The sequence below is a fragment of the Demequina sp. NBRC 110056 genome, assembly GCF_002090155.1.
Lineage (GTDB): Bacteria > Actinomycetota > Actinomycetes > Actinomycetales > Demequinaceae > Demequina.
This window is the reverse complement of record NZ_BBRM01000004.1, coordinates 40,883-65,192: the sequence shown is the minus strand read 5'-3', so window position 1 is coordinate 65,192 and position 24,310 is coordinate 40,883. Positions and strand designations below refer to the sequence as shown.

Here is a 24,310-nt window from a genome sequence, read left to right as displayed (position 1 = left end):
CTCCCCGAGGGGCCGAGCGCACGCACCCTGCGGGTCCGGGCATCCCCCGCCCGGGCCCGCAGGGCTCCCCACCCCAACCCAGAGAGGCACCCGTGATCAGCGACGACACCCTGCTGACCGTGAGCGACTTCAGCGTCGTGTACGACGTGGACCCGCCCGTCGAGGCCGTCAGCGGAGTCTCGCTCGAGCTGCGCCGCGGCGAGATCCTCGGGCTCGCAGGAGAGTCCGGCTGCGGAAAGACCACGCTCGCGTACGGGATCCAGCGGCTGCTGAAGCCCCCCGCCGTCATCACGTCGGGCCACACCGTCTTCCACGATGCCTCGGGCGAGGACATCGACATCAACGCCCTCGACGCCGCGCAGATGCGGGCGTTCCGCTGGGACAAGGTGTCGATGGTGTTCCAGGGCGCCATGAACTCCCTCAACCCGGTCGCGCCCATCGGGCGCCAGCTCGAGGACGTCTTCACCACGCATCGGCCCTCCATGCCGAAGGGGGAGCGGCGCGAGAACGCCGGCCGCCTGCTCGACACCGTCGGGGTCGGGCGCGACCGCCTGCGGTCGTACCCGCACGAGCTCTCGGGCGGCATGCGCCAGCGCGTCATGATCGCCATGGCGATGGCGCTGCGGCCGCAGCTGATGATCATGGACGAGCCCACCACGGCGCTCGACGTGCTCGTGCAGCGGGAGATCCTGCTGCAGATCTCTGAGCTGCGCGAGCAGCTGGGCTTCTCCGTCATCTTCATCACCCACGACCTTCCGCTGCTGCTGGAGATCTCCGACCGCATCGCCGTGATGAAGGACGGGCGCATCGTCGAGCTCGACACGGCCGAGCGGATCTATCACGGCGCCCAGCACGCCTACACCCGCACGCTCCTTGAGTCGTTCCCGAGCCTCACCGGCGACCGCGGCGACTTCGTGCGCGGCGCCGAGCCCGCGACCGCGGGCTCCGCGAGCGAGCAGACCGCCCGGCCCGACGCATCGTCGACGGAGGCGAACGCATGACCACCCTCGACTTCAGCCACGTCAGCAAGCGCTACCACGTGCGCGGCTCCGGCGACCTGCTCGCCGTGGACGACGTCTCGTTCTCGCTCACGTCCGGCCAGACCATCGCGCTCGTCGGGCAATCGGGCTCGGGCAAGTCCACCATCGCGAAGATCCTCACCCAGCTCGAGCACCAGACCTCCGGCGAGGTGCTGCTCGACGGCGAGGCGATCCCGCGCCGCGGCCCCGCGCTGCGCCGGTACCGGCAGCGCGTGCGGATGGTGTTCCAGGACCCCTTCGCCTCGCTCAACCCGTACCACACCATCCGTCACCACATCGAGCGTCCGCTGCGCCTCGACAAGGTCGTTCCCAAGCACGAGGTGGACGACGAGGTCCACCGGCTGCTCGAGCGCGTGCGGCTCGACGCCGCGGTGATCGACCGCCGCCCGCACGAGCTGTCGGGCGGCCAGCGTCAACGCGTCGCGATCGCCCGCGCGCTCGCGTCGCGGCCCGAGCTGCTCATCGCGGACGAGCCCGTGTCGATGCTGGACGTGTCGATCCGCCTGGGCGTCCTCAACCTGCTCGCGGACCTTCAGCGCCAGTCGAACCTCGGGGTCCTCTACATCACCCACGACCTCGCCACCGCACGCCACTTCTCCGACGAGATCATGGTGATGCACCGCGGCGTCATCGTCGAGCGCGGCCCCGCCGACGACGTGATCCTCGATCCCCAGCACCCGTACACGAGGGAGCTGCGCTCCGCCTCTCCCGATCCCGACAAGCACTTCGCCGGCCGGTCCGGCATGGACGCGAGGAGCTGACGCCATGCGCTTCATCCTGCGCCGCGCCGCGTTCTACCTGTTCACGGCATGGGCGGCCATCACCATCAACTTCTTCCTGCCGCGGTTCATGAAGGGCGACCCCATCACCGCGTACCTGCAGAAGCACCAGAGCGACTTCAACCCGGAGGCCATCGAGTCCCTCAAGACGCTCTTCGGGCTCGACGAAGACAAGTCGCTGCTCCAGCAGTACATCGACTACTGGGGCCTGCTGCTCGACGGCGACCTCGGGCGGTCGTTCTCGAAGGGTCTCGCGCCGGTGACTGAGGTGATCGCGACCGGTCTGCCGTGGACGCTCGGGCTGGTCGGCATCTCCACGATCCTGAGCTTCCTCATCGGCACCGTGGTCGGCTCCGTGATCGGGTGGCGTCGCGGCTCCCGCGCGGACCTGGTCGTGCCGTTCGCGACGTTCTTCTCGACCGTGCCGTACTTCTGGATGGCGCTCATCGTCATCGCGATCTTCTCGACCCAGCTGGGATGGTTCCCGGCGTCGCACGCCTACGACAAGGGCTCGGTGCCGGAGCTATCGTGGGACTTCATCGGCCAGGTGATCGCCCACGGCACCCTGCCCGCCCTCACCATCGTGTTCGCCTCGCTGGGCGGCTGGATCCTCGGCATGCGCAACATGATGATCACCGTCCTCGACGAGGACTACGTGACCGTCGCGGAGGCGAAGGGCCTGCATCCGCGGCGGGTGCTGCGCCGCTACGCCGCTCGCAACGCCGTCCTTCCGCAGCTGTCGAGCTTCGCGCTCGCCCTCGGCTTCATCGTCGGCGGCACGCTCGTCACCGAGCTCGTCTTCTCGTATCCCGGCGTCGGCAAGATGCTCCTGGACGCGACCAACGCCAAGGACTGGCCGCTCATGCAGGGCCTGTTCCTGGTCATCACCATGGCGGTGCTGGTCGCGAACATCCTCGCGGACATCGTCCACGCGATCCTCGATCCCCGCACCCGAATGATGGAGTCCTGAGATGACGGTGTCGAACTTCCCACCCACCGACGACGGCGAGCCGGTCTCGGATGCGATCCGCACCGAGCCGCGCCGGCCGCGGCGCATGGCGCGCGTCGGCCAGACCTTCGCGATGTTCCGCAACGGCAAGTCGATCGCGGGCCTCATCATCCTCGCGGTGTTCGTGATCGCGGCGGTGTTCGCCGACGTGATCGCCCCGTACGGCGCGCTCGAGAAGGACTTCACGGCGCTCAAGCAGCCGCCGAGCGCGCAGCACTGGCTCGGCACCACCCACCTCGGCGAGGACGTGTTCAGCCAGATCATCTACGGGACCCGAGGCGTCCTCGTTGTCGGTCTCGTGGCGGGTGTCCTCGCGACCTTCGTCGCCGTGGTGGTCGGAGTCGCCGCGGGCTACGTGCGCGGGTGGAGGTCGGAGTCGCTGTCGGCCCTCACCAACGTGTTCCTCGTGATCCCCGGCTTGCCGCTCATCATCATCGTGGCCTCGCAGTACGACAACCCCAGCATCGTCCTCATCTCCGCGGTGATCGCGATCACCGGCTGGGCGTGGGGCGCGCGCGTGCTGCGCGCGCAGACCATGTCGTTGCGCAACCGCGACTTCGTCCTCGCGGCGAGGGCCAACGGCGAGAAGCTCTACCGCATCATCGCCGTGGAGATGCTGCCCAACCTGACCGCCATCATCGCCTCGAGCTTCGTCGGCACCGTCACCGCAGCGGTGCTGGGGCTCACGACGCTGGCGTTCATCGGCGTGATCCCGATCACCAACCTCAACTGGGGCACCATCCTGTTCTGGGCGCAGCAGAACGGCGCGTTCCCCGACTTCTGGTGGTGGTACATCCCTGCCGGTCTGTGCATCGCCATCTTCGGCATGGCGCTGTCGCTGATCAACTTCGGCATCGACGAGTACGTCAACCCGCGCCTGCGGTCCGCAGGCGAGCGTGCGCGCGCGATGCGCAAGAAGGGCATGAGCCTGACGTCGGGGGTGACCGCGGTGCGGTCCGAGCCCGCCGCGAAGAGCCCGAGCTCCGTCGAGATCGAGGAGGACCGGGAGCCCGCGAGACCCTAGGCTCGTCCCATGCGCGTCGTCGTCATGGGGGTCACCGGGTGCGGCAAGTCCACCGTCGGGATGCTCGTGGCGGAGGAGCTCGGCGCCGAGTTCGCCGATGCCGACGACTTCCACACCGCGGAGAACGTGGCGAAGATGGCCGCCGGCACCCCGCTGACCGACGAGGACCGGTGGCCCTGGCTCGAGGACGTCGCGGCGTGGCTCGCCAGTCGCGACGAGGGCGTGGTCGCGTGCTCCGCGCTCAAGCGCTCCTACCGCGACCTCATGCGGTCGGTCGCGGACGGAGCGGTGTTCGTCCATCTGGCGGCGCCACAGGCGGTGCTCGAGCCGCGCGTGCGCACCCGCGCGGAGCGTGACGGCCACTTTGCGCCGCCGGGGCTGCTGGACTCGCAGTACGCGACGCTCGAAGGGCTCGCGCCGGACGAGGAAGGCGTCACGATCGACGTCTCGAGCGCCGATGCGCGCGCCGCCGCGGACGCGGCGCTCGCCTCAGTGACGGGGTAGGGGAGTCAGGCCCCGAAGCCGACGCGGCGCTTCGACTCCTCGCCGATCTCGACGTAGCCGAGCGCGCCGGCAGGCACCACCACGCGGCGCCCCTTCGTGTCCGTGAGGTCGAGGGTCGCGCCGGCGACCGCGTCCGTGACCGCCTGGGAGACCTGGTCGGAGGACAGGTCCGTCTCGATGACGATCTCTCGCGCGACATTCTGAACGCCGATGCGGATCTCCATGGGTGCCTCCGTGGTCTGGGTCGATGGTCATGGTTCGGGGGGTCTCCAACTATCGTAGAGGCGTGGATCGAGGCTTCGGGGCGATGTTCGCGCGCAGGGGAACGGGCGGACCTGGCCTCCTCGCGGTGCTCGCCGTCGTGCTCGTCGCGTTCCTCGTCGGCATCGGCGTCGGGTGGGGCACGGGCCAGCTGGGCTCGACGCTCGCGGCACCCGAGGCGTCACCGTCGGCATCACCGTCGCCCTCGGCCGAGCCGGAGCTCGAGGTGTCGCTGCCGCCGCTCGAGCCCATCACCCGCGAGCTCGACGACGACGATCGCCTGGCCGGCCTCGTCTCTCTCGACGTGCCGACCGAGGGCGAGGGCACGTTCCGCACCGTGACGCTCGACGGCGTGCCTTCGGGTGAGGCCGCCGCGGTGCGCTGGGTGCGCGTCGAGGTCGAGGACGGACTCGACATGGACGGCAGTGCGCTCGCGACGTTCGTGCTCGCCGCGCTCAACGACCCTCGCGGCTGGGGCGCCAACGGCCGCTACGAGTTCGTGCCCACGGCAGGAGCCTCCGACATCCGAGTCGTCATCGCGAGCCCCACCACCGCGGCCACGATGTGCCCCAACCCGCACACCGCCGCGACGGTCGTCGGCAACGACGACGACGCCTCGGCCGAGCCCGAGGCGTCGCCGAGCCCCGTCACGAGCGCGACCGAGGATGTGCCGTGCACCTTCCGGGGCATCGTCGCCGTGAGCCAGTACGACTGGGCCGCCGGCCTGACGAGCTACGGCGACGACACGACCGGTGCCCGCGTGTATCTCGTCAACCACGGCGTCGGCCACGTCCTGGGCAACGAGGACGGCGTGTGCGCGTCGGGGCGCGCGCTGATCATGACCGATCAGGTCGACCTGAGCGAAGACTGCGAGCCCAACCCGTGGCCGTGGCCCGACGAGCCGCTGCCGGAGCCGAGCCCGTCGGCCACCGCCTCGAACGTCGCCACCATTCGCGAGACCGACCCTCAGTAGACTCGCGCTCATGTCAGCCGAGAACCCCGCGGACGGGGCGCGTCGCCGTCCCTCTCCGGTCGCCGCAGCGCTCAACGTCGGGCGTGGCGCCGTGATCGGTGCCGTCGAGATCGTGCCAGGCGTGTCCGGCGGCACCATGGCGCTCGTGCTCGGCGTGTACGAGACCATCATCGACTCGGCGGGATCGCTCGTGCGGGCCGCGGTGGCGGGAGCGCGCTCCCTCGTCGCGCGGGACCGCCGGGCGGAGTTGCGAGCGGATGCGCGCGAGCACGCCTCGCACGTACGGTGGGGGGTCCTCATCCCGCTCGGGATCGGCATGCTCATCGCGATCGTCGCGGTGTCCGCGACCTTGGCGCCGCTGCTCGAGGAGCACCCGGTGGAGACCCGCGCGCTCTTCGCCGGCCTGATCGTCGCGTCGATCTCGGTTCCCGCGAGGATGGTCGGGCGGTGGGGCACGAGCGAGGTCGTGGCCGTCGTCGCCGGAGCCGCCGCCGCATTCTGGCTGACGAGCCTCACCGGCACGCCGCACGACGACCCTGCGCCGTGGATGATCGCGGGCTCCGCGTCGATCGCCATCTGTGCCCTGGTCCTGCCGGGGGTGTCCGGCTCGTTCATGCTGCTCGTGCTGGGGATGTACGGGGCGACCCTCGAGGCCGTCAACGAGCGGGACCTCGCCTACCTCGCGACCTTCGCTCTCGGAGCGATCGTGGGCCTTGCCCTGTTCGTCACGGGCCTGCAGTGGCTGCTCGCGCATCGGCGCTCGCTCACGCTCGCCGCGATGACGGGCCTCATGGTCGGCTCCCTGCGTGCGCTGTGGCCGTGGCAGGGCGAGGACGGCACGCTCGAGCCGCCCGGAGAGTCCGTCGGCGCGGTGATCGTGCTGTTCGTCGTCGGCATCGCTGCGGTGCTCGCGCTCGTGATGATCGAGCGCGCGGTGGCTGCGCGCGCCGAGGAGCCAGCGGCGACGCCGACGGCGTGAGCGCCGCGTGTCAGTCATGTGTGTCAGTCCCGTGTGATGGGCTGATCCCATGACCTCCACGTCGCTCGTTCGCCCAGGGGATCGTCTGCGTGCCCCGGAGTTGGACGGCGACCAGCAGGCGGCGGTCGAGCGCGCGGTCGACGGACCCGGGTCCGTCGTGGTCGTCGGCCCTCCGGGCTCCGGCAAGTCGACCGTGGTGTGCGCGGTCGCGGCGCAGGCGGCAGCGCGCGGGGTGCGGCCCGAGCGACTCCTCGTGCTCGCACCCACCCGCGACGCGGCGGCCCGCCTGCGCGACACCGTCGCCTCCGGCGTCGGCCGAGCCTCGGGCGTCGCCGTCGTCCACACCGCCGCCTCCGTCGCGCACGCGGTGCTCACGGCGCGAGCGGAGGCGCTCGGGGAGCCGCCGCCGAGCCTCGTCACCGGCGCCGACCAGGATGCGATCCTGCGTGACCTCCTCGAGGGGCACCGGCGCGGCGCTGGCGCGGCGACCGACTGGTCCCCGGTGGTGCCGGAGGAGGCGACGCTCCTTCCGGGCTTCCGCGCCGAGCTCCGCGACCTCATCATGAGGGCGACCGAGGCGGGGCTCGAGCCCGACGGGCTGCGCTCCCTGGGCGAGCGCACGGGCCGCGTCGAATGGATCCTCGCGGCCGAGGTCTACGCGGAGTACCGCGACGTCATCATGTGGCCCGGCCTCGAGGGGCGAGGGCTCCGCTACGACCCGGCGAGCGCCGCGCGCGAGGCAGCCGTGGCGCTCGATGGGTGGGAGCGGGCCTGGGGGGAGAGACCCACGTGGGACCTCGTGGTCGTCGACGACTACCAGGACGCGACGGCGGCGACCATCGCGCTCCTCGAATCGCTCACCGCGGCGGGCGCGCGGCTCGTGCTCGTCGGCAACGCGGACGAGTCGGTGCAGGGATACCGCGGTGGTGTGCCGTCGGCACTCGGCCAGGCCGCCGCGGCCGAGGGCCGCCATGCGTTCGGCGCGGCGGTGATGCGTCTGTCCACGGTGCATCGCCAGCGCGAGGGCCTCGCACGCGTGGTCGACCAGGTGGTCGAGCGCATCGGGACCCAGTCGATCGGGTCGGCGCGGCGAGCGGCTGCCGACGCGGACGGCGACGACCCCGCGGACGTCGAGATCCTCGTCGCCCCTCATCGTTACGCGCAGTCGCGGGCGATCGCGGCGGCGCTGCGTCGAGCGCGCCATGGGGCCGGCGACGCCGCGCCGGTGTCCTGGGACCGGATGGCCGTGATCGCCCGGTCGAACCTGCAGCTGCGCGCGCTGCGCGCCGACCTGCTGTCGGCAGACATCCCCTGCGAGTCGCTCGGCGACGGCGTCGCGCTCCACGAGCAGGCCGTCGTCGCGCCGCTGCTCGGGCTCATGCTCGTGGCGGCCGGCGCCGAGCAGTGGAACCCGGAGCTCGCGGTCGAGGTCCTCTCGTCGCGGCTGGTGGGTCTCGACCCCGTCGGGCTGCGGCGCCTGCGGCGCGCGCTCGTCAAGGAGGACCGCGCAGGTGGCGGCAACGGCTCGGCCGACGCGCTGCTCGTCGACGCGCTCGAGGATCCCTCGCGGTGGTCGAGCCTCGGCGGTGAGGAGGCGCGCCTCGCGGCGCGCGCGTCGGCGGCCGTCGCGGCCGCACGTGAGGTCATCGCCGCGGGGGAAGGTTCGCCGCGCCGGGTGATCTGGTCGCTGTGGAACGCCTTCGGGGTGGCCGAGGCGTGGCGCGCGGCCGCGCTCGCTGGCTCGCCGCGCGACGACGCCGACCTCGACGCGGTGATCGCGCTCTTGCGCGAGGCACAGAACGTCGAGGAGCGGCGGCAGCTGAGCGTCCAGGGCTTCGTGACGCACCTCGCCTCGCAGGAGTTCGCGGTCGACAGCCTCGGAGCGCGCGCCCAGGGCACCGAGGCCGTGTCGTTCGCGACCCCCGCATCGGCCGCGGGGCGCGAGTGGGACCTCGTGGTGGTCGCGGGTGTGGAGGAGGGCGTCTGGCCCAACGTGCGACTGCGCGACTCCGTGCTCGGCGCCCAGCACCTCGCGGAGATCGTCGCCTTCCGCGCCTCTGCTGAACCGCTCGACCTCGAGGCGCGCTCGCGCCTCGCGGCAACCTCGCGCCGCACGGTGCTCGATGACGAGTCGCGAGCCTTCGCGGTCGCCGTCTCGCGAGCGACGAGCCGTGTCGTAGTCTCCTGCGTCGAGGATGAGGACACGCGCCCGTCTCGGTTCGTCGACTGGGTCCAGCGCGCGGCCGGTGTCGAGCGTTCGGCGACGGGCACGGTGCCGCGGATGTCGGACCTGCGCCACGCGGTGGCGACGCTTCGTGCGGAGGGTGCGCGCGCATCGGCCCTTCCTGGCGACGGGCACGCGGAGGCGCTCGCGCGGCTCGCGGCGCTCGAGGTCCCGGGCGCCGATCCGACGTCGTGGCACGGCGTCGCGGAGCCGTCGACGAGCGCGGGCTTCTTCGACGCGACGGAGCTCGTCCGCGTGTCGCCGTCCCGTGTCGAGGGCGTGGAGCGCTGCGGGCTGCGGTGGGCGCTCGAGAGCGCCGGGGGAGTCGGCGTCGACAGCGACAAGCAGCAGCTCGGCACCCTGATCCACGAGCTCGCGCAGAGCCTCCCGGCCGGCACGGAGGACGAGCTGCGGGCCGAGCTCGACGAGCGATGGCACGAGATCGCGGGAGAGGCGACCCTGCCGTACCGCACCCTGCGCTCGAAGGCCGACGCGATGGTGCGCCGCCTCGCCGAGTACTTCGCCGCGAACCCCCCGGACCGGGTGGGTCTCGAGCAGCGGTTCGAGGTCGGCATCGAGGACGCTGTGCTGACGGGCAGCGCCGACCGCGTCGAGACGCGAGGCGACGCGACGCGCATCGTCGACCTCAAGACAGGGGATCCGCAGTACGCCGGTGACCCGGAGACGCACGCGCAGCTGGCGATGTACCAGCTCGCCGCCGCGGAGGGCGCCTTCCCCGGAGTGGAGCACGCCGATGGCGCGGACCTCGTGTTCGTCGGCGGCAGCGCGAAGGGCCATGCCGTGCGCGAGCAGCTGCCCATCGACGTGGCCGAGCAGCGCGCCAGGCTCGCCGACGTCGTGGACACGATGCGCGCCTCGACCTTCGTCGCGGTCGAGAACGACATGTGCGGACGATGCCCCGTGCGGCGCTCCTGCCCGATCCAGCCCGAGGGGCGGCAGGTGAGCGAGTCGTGACGACAGACCTCGAGACCGGGAGGGTCGACGGCCTCTCACGTCCGGTGGCGGAGCTGGCCGCAGCCATCGACCCCGACACCACCCCCACGTCGGAGCAGGCGGCGATCATCGGATCGGGGCTCGAACCCACGCTCGTCGTCGCCGGAGCGGGCTCGGGCAAGACCGAGACCCTGTCGATGCGCATGGTCTACCTGCTCGATCACGGTGAGCGGCTGTTCGGTCGCGCACTGAGCCCGGACGAGATCCTGTGCCTCACCTTCACCCGCAAGGCCGCCGCCGAGATCGCGGAGCGTGCCGAGCGGCGCATCGGCTCGGTGTTCGGCGAGGATGCCGCGCGCCCGCCGGTGACGGTCGCGACCTACAACGGATACGCCGCGTCGCTCGTGGCCGAGCACGGACTGCGCATCGGAGTGGACCCGGACGCCGCAACCCTCACGGATGCCGCGCTGTGGCAGCTCGCGGACGGGATCGTCTCGCGGTGGTCGGAGCCCGTCGACACGACCGCCGCGGTGAGCACCTTGACCGCTGCGCTCGCCTCCTTCGCGGGGCAGACCCGCGAGCACCTGACGACGCCCGCGCGCGTGCGTGACTGGGCGCGGCGCACGCTTGCAGGGCTCGACGGGTTGCCGGGAGCCCGGGGCGGCACCGCGCTCGTCAACGCCAACGGCAACCCCACGCCCGAGGCGACCTCCCTCAAGCAGCTCACGACGCTCATCGACCTCGCGCCCATGGCCGAGGAGTTCCTGCGCCGCAAGCGCGACGGTTCTTTGCTGGACTTCTCGGATCAGGTCGCGTACGGCGTGGAGCTCGCCGACCTCGAGGCCGTGCAGGCGATCGAGCGCAGCCGCTACCGGGTGGTGCTCCTCGACGAGTTCCAGGACACCTCGCCGGCGCAGCTGCGCCTCTTCGCCCGCATGTTCGGCCCCGGGCACCCGGTGATGGCGGTCGGCGATCCCAACCAGGCGATCTACGGCTTCCGCGGCGCGTCGGCGAGCGCCCTGTCATCGTTCGTCGAGCAGTTCGGTGGGGCCGAGCGGGTGTCGCGCCGGAGCCTGTCGGTGTCGTGGCGGAACGAGGCCTCCGTCCTGACGGCCGCGAACGCGGTGGCGCGGGCGCTGCCGACGCACCCCTCGGTGGACGTGGTGCCGCTGCGATCGACCGGACAGCATCTTGGGCGCCCCGAGCCTGAGCGCGCCGCGCCTGGTCTCAGCGCCCACATGGCGCAGGACCTCGCCGCCGAGGGCGATGCCATCGCCGACTACATCCAGCGGCGGCGCGGCGAGCACGCTCGCCCCGGCCGGGACGTCACGGCCGCGGTCCTGTGCCGGCGCCGCGCGCAGTTCGGACCCATCGTCGATGCCCTGGCGCGCGCCGGTCTCGACTACGAGGTCGTGGGGCTCGGCGGGCTCATCGACACCCCCGAGGTGGCGGAGCTCATCGCGCTGCTCCAGGTCGCCCACGACCCGTCGCGGGGCGACTCCCTCATGCGGCTGCTCTCCGGCGAGCGCGTCGCGCTCGGCCCGGCGGACCTGATGGCCCTCAAGGATTGGGCCGATCGGGACCGCGACCGGACCGGTTCGCGCATCGACGCGGCGACGATCGTCGACGCCCTCGACACCCTCCCGCCTGCCGGCTGGACCTCGCACTCGGGCCGCGCGCTGACGGACGAGGGTCGCCGCCGACTCCACGCGCTGCGGTCGGTCGTCCGCTCGGTGCGCGAGCACACCTACCTCTCGCTCACCGAGCTCATCGTCCACACCGAGCGTGCGTGGGGCCTCGACATCGAGGCCGAGGTGAGCCGCCCCGACGGCCGCGCCGCCCGCAACGTGGACGCCTTCGTCGACGCCGCACGCTCGTTCGCCTCCGGTGCCGAACGCGCGACGCTCGGCGCCTTCCTCGCGTGGCTCGACGCGGCGCGCGACGAGGAGCGCGGGCTGACGGCGCCCGTGAAGGAGCCCGAGCCCGGCGCGATCCAGATCCTCACCTGCCACAGCGCCAAGGGGCTCGAGTGGGACGTCGTCGCGATCCCCGGCCTGACCCAGGGCGCGGGCAGGGGAGGGCGCTCGCAGTTCCCGTCGGGCGGCATCCCGTCGGTGGCGGTCGAGGACGGCCGTCGGGTGGTCACCGCGACCGACAGCGCGTGGATGTCGGAGGCGGGAGCGCTGCCGTACCCGCTGCGCCTCGACCGCGACGATCTGCCGCTGTTCGATCTCGGCGACGCCGTCGATCGGGCGTCTCTGAAGGGAGCGATCGACGCCTTCAAGGCGGAGTCCGGATCCCACCGCGTCGACGAGGAGCGTCGGCTCTTCTACGTGGCCATCACTCGCGCGCGCTCCCACGTGCTGCTCTCGGGATCGTGGTGGACGACCGCGGTCTCGCACTCGGTTCCTTCGCTGTTCCTCACCGAGCTCCTCGACGCGGGTCTCGTCGACCGCTCGTCGTGGGCACCCGCGCCCGCGGATGGCGAGGAGCGGCCCGAGGTGGAGCCGGCCCGCGCCACCTGGCCGACCGCGCCGACCGCGGAACAGGAACTCCGCCGCGCGCTCGCCGCCCGGGTGCACGAGGAGGCGCGACGTCTCGCCGACGGCGGCGACACTGCGCTGAGGCCGTGGGCCGACCTGCCGTGGGGAGACGACATCGAGGCGATGCTCGCCGAGCGTGCCCGCCGCGCGGCCAGGAGCGCCCGCGTCGCGATGCCGGGCCATCTCACGGCCTCGCACCTCGTCGCGATGCGCCGGGACCGACAGGCGTTCGCGGATCAGTTGCGGCGCCCGCTGCCTCAGGAGCCGACCGCAGCATCGGCGCGCGGCAACGCGCTGCATCACTGGATCGAAGGCCACTACGGCAGGCCGTCGCTCCTGGAGCCCGACGACCTGCTGGAGCGCGACTCGATCGCCGCCGACGAGGTCGAGGCCCTGCGCGCGACGTTCGCGGCGTCGGATTGGGCCGGACGCCAGCCGACGGACATCGAGGTGAGGGTCGAGATGCCGGTCAGCGGCGTCACCATCAGGTCGCGCATCGACGCGGTCTTCCCCCCGGGCAACGGCCTGGCCAAGGTGACCGTGGTCGACTGGAAGTCGGGCGCTCCGCCTCGCGACCCCGAGGAGCGGCGGGCGCGCGAGGTGCAGCTCGCCGTGTACCGCCTGGCGTGGTCGACCTGGAAGGGCCTGCCGCTCGAAGCCGTCGACGCCGCCTTCTACTACGTCGGCGCGGACGCGACGGTGTGGCCGGAGCGGCTCATGGGTCGCGACGAGATCGTCGCCCTCCTCGACGGCGGGGAGGCATCCGCCGACTGAGCCGCGGTCTCTGAGGTCAGTCCTCGGAAGCGTCGTCGAACAGCAGCGCCTCGAGGTCCGCGAGCATGCCCTCGCCGTCCGCGACCACGTCGTCGTTGTCGGTGCGCACGCCGTACATGAGCCAGCGCACCAGCGCGAGCTCCGACGCGAGCCTGGCGCGGTCGATCAGGTGCGGGTCGCGCGTCTCGCGCCGCCCCATCCGGTACGCCTCGGTGATCGACTCGAGGACGTCCTCCGGTGCCGACGCCGCGAGCCACGCGAGGTCGTCGGCGGGGTCCGCGACGCGCGCGTCCATCCAGTCGCCGATGCCGACCACGGCCTCGCCGCGCACGTGCAGCTGGTGCTCGCCGAGGTCGCCGTGGACCACCGTCGGCTCGAACCGCCACCACGCGACGTTCTCGAGCTGGCGCTCCCACCGATCCGCGAGCCGCGGGGGGATCTTGCCGGTGTCGATCGCCGCGTCGAGCTCGGCCATGCGACGCTCGCGGTACTCCTCGGCGGTGTACGTCGGCAGGCCTTCGTCCTCGATGAGGGTGGCGGGCAGCTCGTGGATCGACGCCAGCGCCGTGCCGATCGCCGCGGCGAGCCCGGGGCCCGGGTCCACGCGCGACAGCACCAGCGGGCTGCCCGGAATCTCCGTGTAGACGACCGCGCGTCCGCCCTCGGCGTCGGCGAGCGCAGCAGCACCGCGAGGCCGCGGGACATCGAACGGCACCAGGCCCGTGTCGTGCGCCCGCGCGAGCGCCGTGAGCAGGCTGCGCTCGGCCTCGAGCGCGGCTCCAGCCGCCGGACGCTTGGGCGCGCGCACCACCCACCTCGTGCCCGTCGCGTCCTTCACGACGACGACATCGAAGTCCGCGTCGGTGTGCGGGCTGCGCAGGACGTCGTACACGTCGAGGCCCGGCACGGCGACCGACGCGAGCGCGGCGAGCGCGAGCGGAGAACGAGGCACGCCCTCACGATAGAACCTCCGCGAGCACGGGCGCCACAGCCCACGCCGCTCACCAGGCCCGACGCACCGGCCGGGCCGCGCCCCCAGGTGTCTCAGAGGCGTGCCCGGTACCCCTCGCCGCCAACGCGCCCGTCGGGCCCTTGTGGTGCATCGGGAGGCTCCGACGGACCCGAGGGACCTCGCTCGCGCACGTCGCGGTGCGAGGGTGCGGCCGCCATCCGCGGGCGCGACGACCGAGCAGGGCCGATGCGCGTGCCGGCGTGGCATAGGTTGGAGCGGTGATCTCTCCCGGCAGCTTCGACGAGCCGATGCGCGTGGACCGCGCCGCACACCGTCGCCCGACGGTCGACCTGGGCGCCGCCGTCGCGGTGGCCGTGGCGGACGGTCAGGTGCTCGCCGACGCCGACGGCGTGGTGCTCCTGGCGCCGGGCACGTGGCCGGACGAGAGCGTGATCTGCTACCTCGGGCTCGACGGCGATCAGGACGTCGTGGCCGTGAGCGCCGGTTCCCTCCCGGAGCCGCCCGGCTCCGCGCGACCCGAAGCGCTGCGCTCGCTGCTGGGGCGGCTCGGCGCCGACGACCGGGGCCACCGCGACCGCGAGCTCGCCACGACGGCCGTCGCGATGGACCACTGGCATGGAGCGCACGGACACTGCCCGCGCTGCGGCACCGCGACCGAGCCTGGTCCTGGCGGGTGGCATCGGCGCTGCCCGCGATGCGAACGCGACCACTACCCGCGCACCGATCCCGCAGTGATCGTCGCGATCACCGACGCCGAGGACCGCCTGCTCATGGCGCACGCGAGCTACTGGTCCGCGCGCCGCTTCTCCCACCTCGCGGGCTACGTCGAGCCGGGGGAGAGCCTCGAGCAGGCGGTGCACCGCGAGGTCGCTGAGGAGTCCAGCCTGCGCTTGGAGGACCTGGAGTACGTCGGCTCGCAGCCGTGGCCCTTCCCCGCCTCGATGATGGTGGGCTACACCGCGAAGGCGGTGGACGTGGACTTCGCGCTCGACCTCGACGAGATCTCGGAGGCGCGCTGGGTCAGGCGCGACGAGCTGGAGGCGGCCGTCACGGAGGGCTCGATGATCATCGCGCCCCGCGGCTCGATCGCGCGCCGCCTGCTCGAGGACTGGCACGGGGACGGCGACGCCCTCACGCGGCTGCAAGGCGACTGACGCCCCCGCGCTCGTCGGCGCTCCCTGCGCGCGCATCGGCCGTCCCCAGCTGGCGGGAGCGTGACGTGGATGTCACCCGCGCCTGCGAGAATGCCGGGCATGTCCGCCGACCAGATCCTCGACGCCCTCGACCCCGAGCAGCGGGAGGTCGCCACGGCGCTCCACGGGCCCGTGTGCGTGCTGGCGGGAGCCGGGACGGGCAAGACCCGCGCGATCACCCACCGCATCGCCTACGGCGTGCGCGTCGACGCGTACGCGCCGCAGTCCGTGCTGGCCGTGACGTTCACCGCGCGCGCCGCCGGAGAGATGCGGCAGCGGCTGCGCGCCCTGGGCGCACCCGGCGTGCAGGCACGCACCTTCCACGCGGCCGCGCTGCGCCAGCTGAGCTACTTCTGGCCGCAGGTGGTGGGCGGGCAGATCCCCCAGCTCGTGGAGCAGAAGGCGCCCCTCGTCGGCCGCGCCGCTCGCCGCGTCGGCCTCAGCCCCGACAGGCTCACCGTGCGCGACCTCGCGAGCGAGATCGAGTGGTCGAAGGTGTCGCTCGTGAGCGCGGACGACTACGCCCGCCGGGTGGCCGACGACGGCCGCCCGGTGCCCGCCGGAGTCTCGCCGCAACAGATGGCCGACGTGCTCCGCGCCTACGAGGACGCCAAGTCCGAGGCGGTGGTGCTCGACTTCGAGGACATCCTGCTGCTGCTGGCGGACATCATCGGGCGTCACGGCGAGGTGGGCGACCAGATCCGTCGCCAGTACCGCCACTTCGTGGTCGACGAGTACCAGGACGTGTCTCCGCTGCAGCAGTTCCTGCTGGACCAGTGGATGGGTGAGCGCCGCGAGCTGTGCGTCGTGGGCGACCCGGCGCAGACCATCTACTCGTTCGCGGGCGCGAGCCCGGGCTACCTGCTGGACTTCACCCGCGCGCACCAGGACGCGACCGTCGTGCGGCTCGTGCGCGACTACCGGTCGACGCCTCAGGTGGTGAACCTGGCGAACGGTCTCATGGCCCAGCGCGGCGGGCGCAGGGCCGGCGTGGAGCTGATCTCGCAGCGGCCCTCGGGCCCTGAGCCGATCTTCACGGCCTGCGAGGACGAGCCGGCCGAGGCCGCGGGCGTGGCCGGTCGTATCGACGCCCTCATCAAGGGCGGCGTGCCGGCCTCCGAGATCGCCGTGCTGTACCGGACCAACAGCCAGTCCGAGGCGGTGGAGGAGGCGCTCGCCGAGCGCGGCATCGGCTACCTCGTGCGCGGCGGCCAGCGGTTCTTCGACCGCGAGGAGGTGCGCAAGGCGATGGTGCTGCTGCGCGGCGAGGCGGTGAGCCCGTCGGAGGCGCCGCTGGGCGAGCGGGTCCGGTCGGTGCTCGCTGAGGCCGGGTGGTCGGAGACCGCCCCCCACGCGCGCGGCGCGGTCCGCGAGCGGTGGGAGGCGCTCGAGGCGATCGCCCAGCTCGCCGACGACTTCGATGCCGACGCCGGCGGCGGGGCGACCATGCGCGAGCTGGTCGAGCACCTCGCCGAGCGCGCCCAGGCACAGCACGCGCCTGCGGTCGACGGGGTCACCCTCACGACGATGCACGCTGCGAAGGGTCTCGAGTGGGACGCGGTCTTCGTCGTCGGCTGCTCCGAGGGCCTCATGCCCATCGCACTCGCGGAGACCGACGAGGCGGTCGAGGAGGAGCGGCGACTCCTCTACGTCGCCGTGACCCGCGCACGCGAGCACCTGCACCTGTCGTTCGCGCGGTCACGCAAGGTCGGAGGGCGGGCGAGCCGCAAGCGCACCCGCTTCCTCGAGCGCTGGTGGCCGGAGGCCGCGCGCCCGCGGACGCGGCGCGCGAGCCGCTCGGAGCGCCTCGAGGGGCTCGACGCGGACCAGGCACACCTCTTCGAGGCGCTGCGGTCGTGGCGTCTGGCGGTCGCTCAGGAGGCGTCGAAGCCGGCCTTCACGGTCTTCACCGACCCGACGCTGATCGACATCGCCGTCGACCGTCCACGCACGCTCGGCGAGCTCGCGGCGATCAACGGCGTGGGTGCCGTCAAGCTCGAGCAGTTCGGTGATCAGGTTCTGAGGGTGGTCGCGGAGAACTGACCCGAGCACGCGCATGCCGGGTGCTGCGGGGGCGCGTCGACCGGACGCGCGCCGTAGGCGTCGACGCGCCACGTGCGCGGCGGCCGTCCGCTCGCGAAGGACTGCGCGGCGCTCGCGGCGAGCATGCCCGCAAGTCCCGCGACCAGCGGGTCGCAACGAGGTTCGCGCGACTCGCACTGGAGGGCGACGATGGGCCACTCGGGGTCGCTCTCGGCAGCCCACAGCCCGAGGCACGTGCAGCACGGGCCCGTGCCGGGCGTGACGAGCGGCCCGACTGTCGCCCCGTGCTCGTCGGTGGCGACGATGAGGTGAGGGCGGTCCGCGCTGAGCAGGCGACGGGAGGCGAGGACCGGCAGGCCGACGCTCACGAGGATGTCGAGGTCGACCTCAGCGTCGGGTCCGCGCACCTCCGCTCCGGGAACGCGGGAGCGAACGCTGTGAGCCGCTGCGGTGCCGCGCGACGAGCCGGGAGCGATCTGGGCCCCGGTCAGGTGGTGGCGCCTGGCGGGCGCGGGATCCACGAAGCCGACGGCCCAGCCGCAGCGCGCGAGGACCGTCCCCGCCTCGCACGCGAGCGCGGAGCCCGAGTGGACGCGCACCCGCGCCGGTGCGCGCTCCGGCGCCTCCGGGGAGGTCTGGCGTCCGGTCGCGAGCGCCTCGAGGAGCGCACGATGGCGCCGGGCCTCGCTTGGGCCCACCGAGCGGCCGCCGTCGAGCGTGCCGAGGAATCGTTCCTGCGCCGGGGTGAGCCCGTCGAGCACCACCGGGCTGGCCAGCCCCACCTGGACCGCGCCGGGGCCGCGCGTGAGCACGGGAGAGGACGGCAAGAGACGCATGCCGTTCAGCGTCGCAGGCGGCGCGGCCGCGTGGGCGTTCTCCACAGGCGCTTCTCAGTGACCGGGCCGGCGACGGTCGCGCCCGGACATGACAAGAGGCGGGCGACCCGCAGGTCACCCGCCTCTGATGTCTCTCGGTGAGGCTTAGGCCTTGCCGAGGATGCGGTTGAGCTTGGTGCCGCACTCGGGGCACGTGGCCTTCGCCATGCGACGACCGTTCTCGGACACGACGACGTCACCCTCGGTGGTGCGCTTGTCCTTGCACTTCACGCAGTAGAACTCGCCAGAGTACTTCTCGGCCATGGGCCTTCTCCTTCTCTCACGCACGCCGCCGGGACGGCGTGCTCCGTTGGCCGCGGGGGCCGATACCCCTCAAGACTAGACGCACACGGCGCGGATTCCGCACAACGGCGGCGCGCCGTGTCGCGCGCGTCGGTCAGCGCTCGTCGCCGTCGCCGGGACGTTCGTGGCCACGGTCGTCGCCGCTCGCCTGCGTTCCGTCGCCGTCGTCGCCCGAGACGCCCCCGTCCGCCGCGGAGCTCAGCAGCGCCTCGAGCTCGCGATCCACGTCGTCCGCGACCGCGCCGCCGAGCAGCATGGTGACCCACGCGTGCGGGTCGTCGAGCGCGGCAGCCGGCGGCAGCATGTCGGGGTGCGACCACACGGCGTCGCGCCGTTCGGCGCCCGCCTGCTGGCCGAGCGTCGCCCACAGCGTCGCGGCATCGCGCAGGCGCCGGGGACGCAGCTCCAGGCCCAGCAGCGTCGCGAAGGTATCCTCTGCGGGTCCGCCGGAGGCGCGGCGGCGGCGCATCATCTCGCGCAGCGCGCCGATGCTCGGCACGTGCGGGGCGGCGGCACGCAGCGTCACCTCCTGCACCCAGCCCTCGATGAGCGCGAGCAAGGTCTCGATCGATCCGAGCGTCTCGCGCTGCTCGTCGCTGTGATGCGTCGCGAAGATGCCCGTGGTGAGCGCCTCCTGGAGCTTCGCGGGCTCCGTGAAGCCGGCGTCGCGCACGGCCTCGTCGAGCGCCTCCAGGTCGATCGAGATGCCCGCGGCATAGCGTTCGATGAGGTTGTGCAGGTGCCCCGGCAGCCACGGAGCGGCAGAGAACAGGCGCACGTGCGCGGCCTCGCGCAGCGCGAGGTACGCGCGCACCTCCTCGTCGGGCACGCCGAGCCCTGCGGCGAACTCCGAGACCGCGCTGGGAACCATGACGACGCGCGGCTCCGCGAGGAGCGGGAAGCCGAGGTCGGTGATCCCGAAGGCCTCGCGCGCCATCTGTCCGGCGGCCTGGCCCACGTGCATGCCGGTGACGGTGGGGCTGACCGAGCCGACGATGCCCGAGGCCTCGCCGCCGAGGTGGGCCGTCGCGTCCTCGGAGGTGAGGATGCGACCCAACGCCTGCGAGACGCTCGTCGCGATAGGTCCCGCGAGCACGCGCCACGTCGGCATGGTGCCCTCGACCCACTCGGCGCGGCTCCACACGCGCGGCTCGAGCGGTGACGGATCGAAGTCGGTCACCGCATCGAGCCACAGCTCGGCGCTCGAGACGGCGGCACGGTGCGTCGCCGCGACCTGGGCCGTGACCGAGGGGTCGCCGCCCTGAGCTGCGACGCCGCGCGCGACATCGTGGGCGAGCGTCCAGTTGACGTCCTCGCCCTGAGACTGGGAGACGAGCGAGCGGATCTGCGACAGGACGTGGTCCATCATCGCGGGGTTCGCGAGCATGCCGCTGGCCTGGGCGAGGGCCTGGGGATCCATCCCCATGCGCTCGAGCTCCTCAAGCGCCGCATCCGCGTCATCGCCGAAGAGCTCGCGCAGCAGGCGCTTCCACGGGGTCTCGTCCTCGCTCACGACGTCTCCTGGGGGTTCGGTGGGGCGCCCGATGCGCCGCCTCGTCCAAGGTAACGTGACGATGAGGCGATTGGGCGCATCGTTCGCTATGAGCAATGATGGTCGGGTGACCCTGCCACCCGAGCGCACCGACGTCCCGCCCGCGCCCGCGGCGGGAGAGGCCTCGGCGCCCCTGAGTGGGGTCGGCGGAGGCCTCGAGGAGCCGGTCGCGGACCGGCGCTCGATCGTGATGGCGGTCTCCGGATTGGGCGCATCGGTGCTCATCGCGGTGCTGTCGATCCTGCCGGCCGCATTCGCGATCGGCGGGCCCGGGCCCACCTTCGACACCCTCGGCGAGACGGACGGCGAGGAGGTCGTCGAGATCTCCGGTGCGACGACGTACCCCGCCTCCGGCGAGCTGCGCTTGACCACGGTGTCGGTCGCGCGTGCGAGCTCGACCCCCTTCACCCTCGGTCGGGTCCTGCGCGACTGGGTGTCCCCGTCGGCGTACGTGATCCCCGAGGAGGAGGTGTTCGGCACCCCCGACCAGGAGGAGCAGTTCGAGCAGCAGGCGCAGCAGGACTGGATCACGTCGCAGGAGGCCGCGACCGTGGCCGCGCTCGAGGCGCTCGGTCAGCACGTGCCGGCCGAGCTCGACGTCGCCCTCGTGGACGAGACGTCGAACGCGACGGGTCTGCTCGAGCCCGACGACCGCATCGTGTCCCTGGACGGCGTCGAGGTCGGCTCCTACACCGAGCTGCTCGACGCGCTCAGCGTGCATGAGCCGGGTGACGACGTCACCCTCGGCTACCTGCGGGCGGGGGTCCCGGGCGAGGCGACCTTCGCGACGCTCGACGACGGCAACGGCGAGCCGATCATGGGGATCTGGGTGGATCCGCAGTTCGACATCCCGATCGACGTGACCGTGAACGTCGCCGAGGTCTCCGGACCGAGCGCGGGCCTGATGTTCTCGCTCGGGATCATGGACAAGCTGACCGAGGCCGACGAGCTCGCGGGCGCGGCCGTCGCCGGCACCGGCACCATCGACGTGTCGGGCGACGTCGGTCCGATCGGCGGCATCCGCATGAAGATGTACGGCGCCCTCGACGCCGGCGCGACCGCCTTCCTCGCCCCCGTGGAGAACTGCGACGAGGTGGCCGGGAACGTTCCCGACGGCCTCGACGTCTATTCGGTGGACACGCTCGACGACGCCTACGACGCGATCGTGGCCATCGGCGCCGGCACCACCGATTCCTTGCCCACCTGCCGCGCGCCATGATGACCTGTGACGTGAACCCTCAGAACCGAAGGACAGACCAGTGACGTTCGACGACCGACCGACGCCCCCGCGCCGACCAGTCGAGGTGCCCCGCCGCCGCCGATCCCCCCTCATGATCGCGGCGTTCGCCGTGGCCGTCGTGGTCGTGATCATCATGGCCGCCGCCCAGGTGTGGACCGAGATCGCCTGGTACCGCCAGGTGGGCTACACCGACGTGTTCACCACCCAGTGGATCGCGCGCATCGCGATGTTCTTCGGCTTCGGCCTGCTCGCCGGCTTCGCCGTATGGATCACGCTCTGGCTCGCCCGCAGGGTGCGCCCCGCTGTCACGGGCCGGCGCACCGCGCTCGACCAGGTGCGCGAGCAGATCCGCCCCGTGGAGCGGCTCGTCATGGTCGCCCTGCCGGCCTTCGTCGGCTTGGTCGCGGGCCTCGCGATGTCGGGTCGCTGGGAGGAGTTCCTGGCGTGGTGGAACCACGAGCAGTTCGGCGTGAGCGACCCGCAGTTCGGCCTCGACGCGTCGTTCTACGTCTTCACGCTCCCGGTGCTGCAGGCGCTCGTCGGCTTCGTGCTCACCGTCTCGATCCTGTGCACCCTGCTCGCAGCCTTCGTGCACCTGCTGTACGGCGGCATCGGCGGCGGCCGATCGTTCGTCGCCTCGCGCGGCGCGCGCATCCAGCTCGCCGTGTCGGGCCTCGTGGTCATGCTCGCGATCGCCGCCAACTACTGGCTGGGCCGCTTCTCGCTGCTCAACACCCAGAACGGCGACTACTTCGGCGCGCTGTACACGGACGTCAACGCGATCATGCCCGGCCGCACGATCCTGGCCGGCATCGCGATCGTCGTCGGCCTGATGTTCCTCGCGGTGATCTGGCGAGGCGACTGGCGCATCCCCGCCGTGGGCGTGTCGCTCATGGTGCTGTCCGCGCTCGTCATCGGCGGCATCTACCCGTCGCTCGTGCAGCGCTTCCAGGTCGAGCCCAACGCGCAGAGCCTCGAGGCCGAGTACATCCAGCGCAACATCGACGCGACGCTCTACGCCTTCGGCCTCGACGAGGTCGAGACCATCCCGTACGACGCCACCACGGAGGCGGAGGCCGACGCCCTCCGCGCCGACGCCGAGACCACGACGCAGATCCGTCTGCTCGACCCCAACGTGGTCTCGCCCGCGTTCAAGCAGCTGCAGCAGAACAAGCAGTACTACGACTTCTCCGACCAGCTCGCGGTGGACCGCTACGAGCTGGACGGCGAGCTGAACGACACCGTGATCGCGGTGCGCGAGCTCAACCTCGAGGGCCTCAGCGACGACAGCCGCACGTGGGTGAACGACCACACCGTGTTCACGCACGGCTACGGCGTCGTCGCCGCCTACGGCAACACCACGACCCGCGACGGCCAGCCGTCCTTCTGGGAGGGCAACATCCCGTCGGTGGGCGCGCTCGGCGAGTACGAGCCCCGCATCTACTTCGGTGAGACGGTGCCGGACTACTCGATCGTCGGGGCCCCCGCGGGCACCGATCCGTGGGAGCTCGACTACCCGGACGACGACTCGCCCAACGGCCAGGTCAACACGACCTACGAGGGCGAGGGCGGCCCCAGCATCGGCACCTTCATGGAGAAGCTGCTCTACGCCATCAAGTTCGGCGAGGAGCAGATCCTGTTCTCGGACCGCGTGACCGAGGAGTCGCAGATCCTGTACTACCGCGACCCGATCGAGCGCGTGCAGCGCGTCGCGCCCTACCTCGAGCTCGACGGCACGACGTACCCCGCGGTCGTCGACGAGCAGGTGGTCTGGGTCGTGGACGGCTACACCACCGCGGGCTCGTTCCCGTACTCCGCTGCGGTGTCCGGCACCGGCCTCTTCGCCGGCAACGCGACCCCGCAGTTCCCCACCACGCTCAACTACGTGCGCAACTCGGTCAAGGCCGTCGTCAACGCGTACGACGGGTCGGTGACCCTGTACGCGTGGGATGAGGAGGACCCGATCCTCAAGACGTGGCAGAACGTCTTCCCCACCGCGGTCGAGCCGATCTCCGAGATCTCGAGCGACCTCATGAGCCACCTGCGCTACCCCGAGGACCTGTTCGAGCTCCAGCGTCACCAGCTGCAGCGCTACCACGTGACGGACGCCTCGGCCTTCTACTCCGGCCAGGACGAGTGGGACCTGCCCGCCGATCCGACCGTGTCGACCTCGGCCGGCAACGGCACGACGCTGCAGCCGCCGTACTACCAGACGCTGCAGATGCCGGGCACGGACGAGGGATCGTTCTCCCTCACGACCTCCTACATCCCGGGTGGAAACACCGACCGCAACATCCTCACCGGCTTCCTCGCCGTCGACTCCGAGACGGGGTCCGAGGCAGGCGCCGTCGCCGAGGGCTACGGCACCCTGCGACTGCTCGAGCTGCCGCGCGACACCACCGTGCCCGGACCGGGCCAGGTGCAGAACAACTTCAACTCCGACCCGGACTCGCAGGAGACGCTGAACCTGCTGCGTCAGGGTGACACGGACGTCGTGAACGGCAACCTGCTGACGCTGCCCGTGGGTGGCGGTCTGCTCTACGTGCAGCCGGTCTACGTGCAGTCGAGCGTCGGCACCCAGGTGCCGCTGCTGCGCAAGGTGTTCGTCTCGTTCGGCGACGAGGTCGGCTTCGCCGACACGTTGCAGGAGGCGCTCGACCAGGTCTTCGGCGCCGGCGCGGCACCGGAGCAGGAGGAGCCCACCGAGGAGGTCGAGCCCGACGCGCCTCTGGATGAGGACGGCAACCCGACCACGCCGGAGCCGTCGCCCACGCCCGAGCCGACGCAGTCGACCACGCCGCAGCCGCAGCCCACGTCGGGCACCGGCGACGCGCAGGCCGATCTCGAGGACGCGCTCGCCCGCGCGCAGCAGGCGCTCGAGGACAGCAACGACGCGCTCGCCGACGGCGACTGGGCGGCCTACGGCGAGGCGCAGGACGCGCTCGCCGAGGCGCTCGGCGACGCGATCCTCGCCGAGGACGAGATCGCGTCCCAGCAGTAGCCAGCGCTCACCGCTCGCGAGGCGATTTGGACCCTCGCGAGCGGTGAGATAGCATTGGTGATTGCC

General features: G+C 72.3%; 18 protein-coding genes. 13 read left to right on the top strand and 5 right to left on the bottom strand.

All coding sequences use genetic code 11. From position 1 onward, the window contains the following. Positions 1–95 precede the first annotated feature (95 nt). The 5 genes from B7K25_RS06660 to B7K25_RS06640 are packed head-to-tail and all read left to right on the top strand — an operon-like array spanning position 96 to position 4,356. Entirely contained in the window at positions 96–1,001 is a 906-nt protein-coding gene (locus B7K25_RS06660) for an ABC transporter ATP-binding protein (RefSeq protein ID WP_084105246.1), read from the top strand. Then, complete coding sequence (locus B7K25_RS06655; protein ID WP_084104957.1) at positions 998–1,801, top strand: ABC transporter ATP-binding protein; 804 nt, start codon at positions 998–1,000, stop codon at positions 1,799–1,801. The genes B7K25_RS06660 and B7K25_RS06655 overlap by 4 nt, the downstream gene beginning before the upstream one ends. Before the next feature lie 4 nt (positions 1,802–1,805). Beyond that, positions 1,806–2,789, top strand: a complete 984-nt coding sequence (locus B7K25_RS06650; protein ID WP_084104956.1) for an ABC transporter permease — start codon at positions 1,806–1,808, stop codon at positions 2,787–2,789. Position 2,790: 1 nt separating this feature from the next. After that, positions 2,791–3,852, top strand: a complete 1,062-nt coding sequence (locus B7K25_RS06645) for an ABC transporter permease (protein WP_200807872.1) — start codon at positions 2,791–2,793, stop codon at positions 3,850–3,852. A 9-nt stretch (positions 3,853–3,861) separates the two neighbouring features. Further along, a complete protein-coding gene (locus tag B7K25_RS06640; RefSeq protein WP_084104955.1) occupies positions 3,862–4,356 on the top strand; it encodes a gluconokinase in 495 nt (164 codons plus the stop codon). Between the two features lie 5 nt (positions 4,357–4,361). Here the strand turns inward: B7K25_RS06640 and B7K25_RS06635 are convergent, their stop codons facing one another. Further along, the gene (locus tag B7K25_RS06635) at positions 4,362–4,580 is read right to left on the bottom strand and encodes a DUF3107 domain-containing protein (RefSeq protein ID WP_084104954.1); all 219 of its coding nucleotides are present in this window, start codon (positions 4,578–4,580) and stop codon (positions 4,362–4,364) included. A gap of 62 nt (positions 4,581–4,642) precedes the next feature. Here B7K25_RS06635 and B7K25_RS06630 point away from each other — a divergent pair, with 62 nt between their 5' ends. The 4 genes from B7K25_RS06630 to B7K25_RS06615 are packed head-to-tail and all read left to right on the top strand — an operon-like array spanning position 4,643 to position 13,064. Beyond that, complete coding sequence (locus tag B7K25_RS06630; protein ID WP_159450146.1) at positions 4,643–5,590, top strand: DUF3152 domain-containing protein; 948 nt, start codon at positions 4,643–4,645, stop codon at positions 5,588–5,590. Between the two features lie 10 nt (positions 5,591–5,600). Continuing rightward, a complete protein-coding gene (locus tag B7K25_RS06625; RefSeq protein WP_084104952.1) occupies positions 5,601–6,569 on the top strand; it encodes a DUF368 domain-containing protein in 969 nt (322 codons plus the stop codon). Positions 6,570–6,618: 49 nt separating this feature from the next. Then, entirely contained in the window at positions 6,619–9,768 is a 3,150-nt protein-coding gene (locus B7K25_RS06620) for a UrvD/REP family ATP-dependent DNA helicase (RefSeq protein WP_084104951.1), read from the top strand. Further along, the gene (locus B7K25_RS06615) at positions 9,765–13,064 is read left to right on the top strand and encodes an ATP-dependent DNA helicase (RefSeq protein WP_159450145.1); all 3,300 of its coding nucleotides are present in this window, start codon (positions 9,765–9,767) and stop codon (positions 13,062–13,064) included. Before B7K25_RS06620 ends, B7K25_RS06615 begins: the two co-directional genes overlap by 4 nt. Before the next feature lie 16 nt (positions 13,065–13,080). Here B7K25_RS06615 and B7K25_RS06610 read toward each other — a convergent pair whose 3' ends face one another. Beyond that, positions 13,081–14,016 (bottom strand): phosphotransferase, encoded by a 936-nt coding sequence (locus B7K25_RS06610; protein WP_084104949.1) that lies wholly within the window; start codon positions 14,014–14,016, stop codon positions 13,081–13,083. Positions 14,017–14,294: 278 nt separating this feature from the next. Here B7K25_RS06610 and nudC point away from each other — a divergent pair, with 278 nt between their 5' ends. Together nudC and B7K25_RS06600 are read left to right on the top strand one after the other, a co-directional pair. Beyond that, positions 14,295–15,191, top strand: a complete 897-nt coding sequence (gene nudC, locus B7K25_RS06605) for an NAD(+) diphosphatase (protein WP_144018904.1) — start codon at positions 14,295–14,297, stop codon at positions 15,189–15,191. A gap of 99 nt (positions 15,192–15,290) precedes the next feature. Then, the gene (locus tag B7K25_RS06600; RefSeq protein WP_084105240.1) at positions 15,291–17,273 is read left to right on the top strand and encodes an ATP-dependent helicase; all 1,983 of its coding nucleotides are present in this window, start codon (positions 15,291–15,293) and stop codon (positions 17,271–17,273) included. On the opposite strand, the gene B7K25_RS06595 is transcribed toward B7K25_RS06600, so the two are convergent. From B7K25_RS06595 to B7K25_RS06590, 3 genes are all read right to left on the bottom strand, one after another. Continuing rightward, a complete protein-coding gene (locus tag B7K25_RS06595; RefSeq protein WP_144018903.1) occupies positions 17,243–18,109 on the bottom strand; it encodes a hypothetical protein in 867 nt (288 codons plus the stop codon). The genes B7K25_RS06600 and B7K25_RS06595 overlap by 31 nt on opposite strands. Before the next feature lie 144 nt (positions 18,110–18,253). Then, the gene (locus tag B7K25_RS13840; protein ID WP_144018902.1) at positions 18,254–18,412 is read right to left on the bottom strand and encodes a DUF5679 domain-containing protein; all 159 of its coding nucleotides are present in this window, start codon (positions 18,410–18,412) and stop codon (positions 18,254–18,256) included. Between the two features lie 133 nt (positions 18,413–18,545). Further along, positions 18,546–19,964: a zinc-dependent metalloprotease gene (locus B7K25_RS06590; protein ID WP_234988109.1), complete on the bottom strand. Its 1,419-nt coding sequence runs from the start codon at positions 19,962–19,964 to the stop codon at positions 18,546–18,548. Positions 19,965–20,070: 106 nt separating this feature from the next. Between B7K25_RS06590 and B7K25_RS06585 the strand changes: the two genes are divergently transcribed. Both B7K25_RS06585 and B7K25_RS06580 read left to right on the top strand, forming a co-directional pair. Continuing rightward, positions 20,071–21,222, top strand: a complete 1,152-nt coding sequence (locus B7K25_RS06585; RefSeq protein WP_234988108.1) for a PDZ domain-containing protein — start codon at positions 20,071–20,073, stop codon at positions 21,220–21,222. 112 nt (positions 21,223–21,334) lie between these two features. Beyond that, on the top strand, positions 21,335–24,244 hold the full coding sequence (locus B7K25_RS06580; protein ID WP_084104947.1) for a UPF0182 family protein: 2,910 nt from the start codon (positions 21,335–21,337) through the stop codon (positions 24,242–24,244). The last annotated feature ends 66 nt before the right edge of the window (positions 24,245–24,310 follow it).

Coding starts and splice junctions, on each gene's coding strand:
- B7K25_RS06655 (WP_084104957.1), top strand. CDS start 998: ATGACCACCCTCGACTTCAGCCACGTCAGCAAGCGCTACCACGTGCGC.
- B7K25_RS06650 (WP_084104956.1), top strand. CDS start 1,806: ATGCGCTTCATCCTGCGCCGCGCCGCGTTCTACCTGTTCACGGCATGG.
- B7K25_RS06645 (WP_200807872.1), top strand. CDS start 2,791: ATGACGGTGTCGAACTTCCCACCCACCGACGACGGCGAGCCGGTCTCG.
- B7K25_RS06640 (WP_084104955.1), top strand. CDS start 3,862: ATGCGCGTCGTCGTCATGGGGGTCACCGGGTGCGGCAAGTCCACCGTC.
- B7K25_RS06635 (WP_084104954.1), bottom strand. CDS start 4,580: ATGGAGATCCGCATCGGCGTTCAGAATGTCGCGCGAGAGATCGTCATC.
- B7K25_RS06625 (WP_084104952.1), top strand. CDS start 5,601: ATGTCAGCCGAGAACCCCGCGGACGGGGCGCGTCGCCGTCCCTCTCCG.
- B7K25_RS06620 (WP_084104951.1), top strand. CDS start 6,619: ATGACCTCCACGTCGCTCGTTCGCCCAGGGGATCGTCTGCGTGCCCCG.
- B7K25_RS06600 (WP_084105240.1), top strand. CDS start 15,291: ATGTCCGCCGACCAGATCCTCGACGCCCTCGACCCCGAGCAGCGGGAG.
- B7K25_RS06595 (WP_144018903.1), bottom strand. CDS start 18,109: ATGCGTCTCTTGCCGTCCTCTCCCGTGCTCACGCGCGGCCCCGGCGCG.
- B7K25_RS13840 (WP_144018902.1), bottom strand. CDS start 18,412: ATGGCCGAGAAGTACTCTGGCGAGTTCTACTGCGTGAAGTGCAAGGAC.
- B7K25_RS06580 (WP_084104947.1), top strand. CDS start 21,335: ATGATCGCGGCGTTCGCCGTGGCCGTCGTGGTCGTGATCATCATGGCC.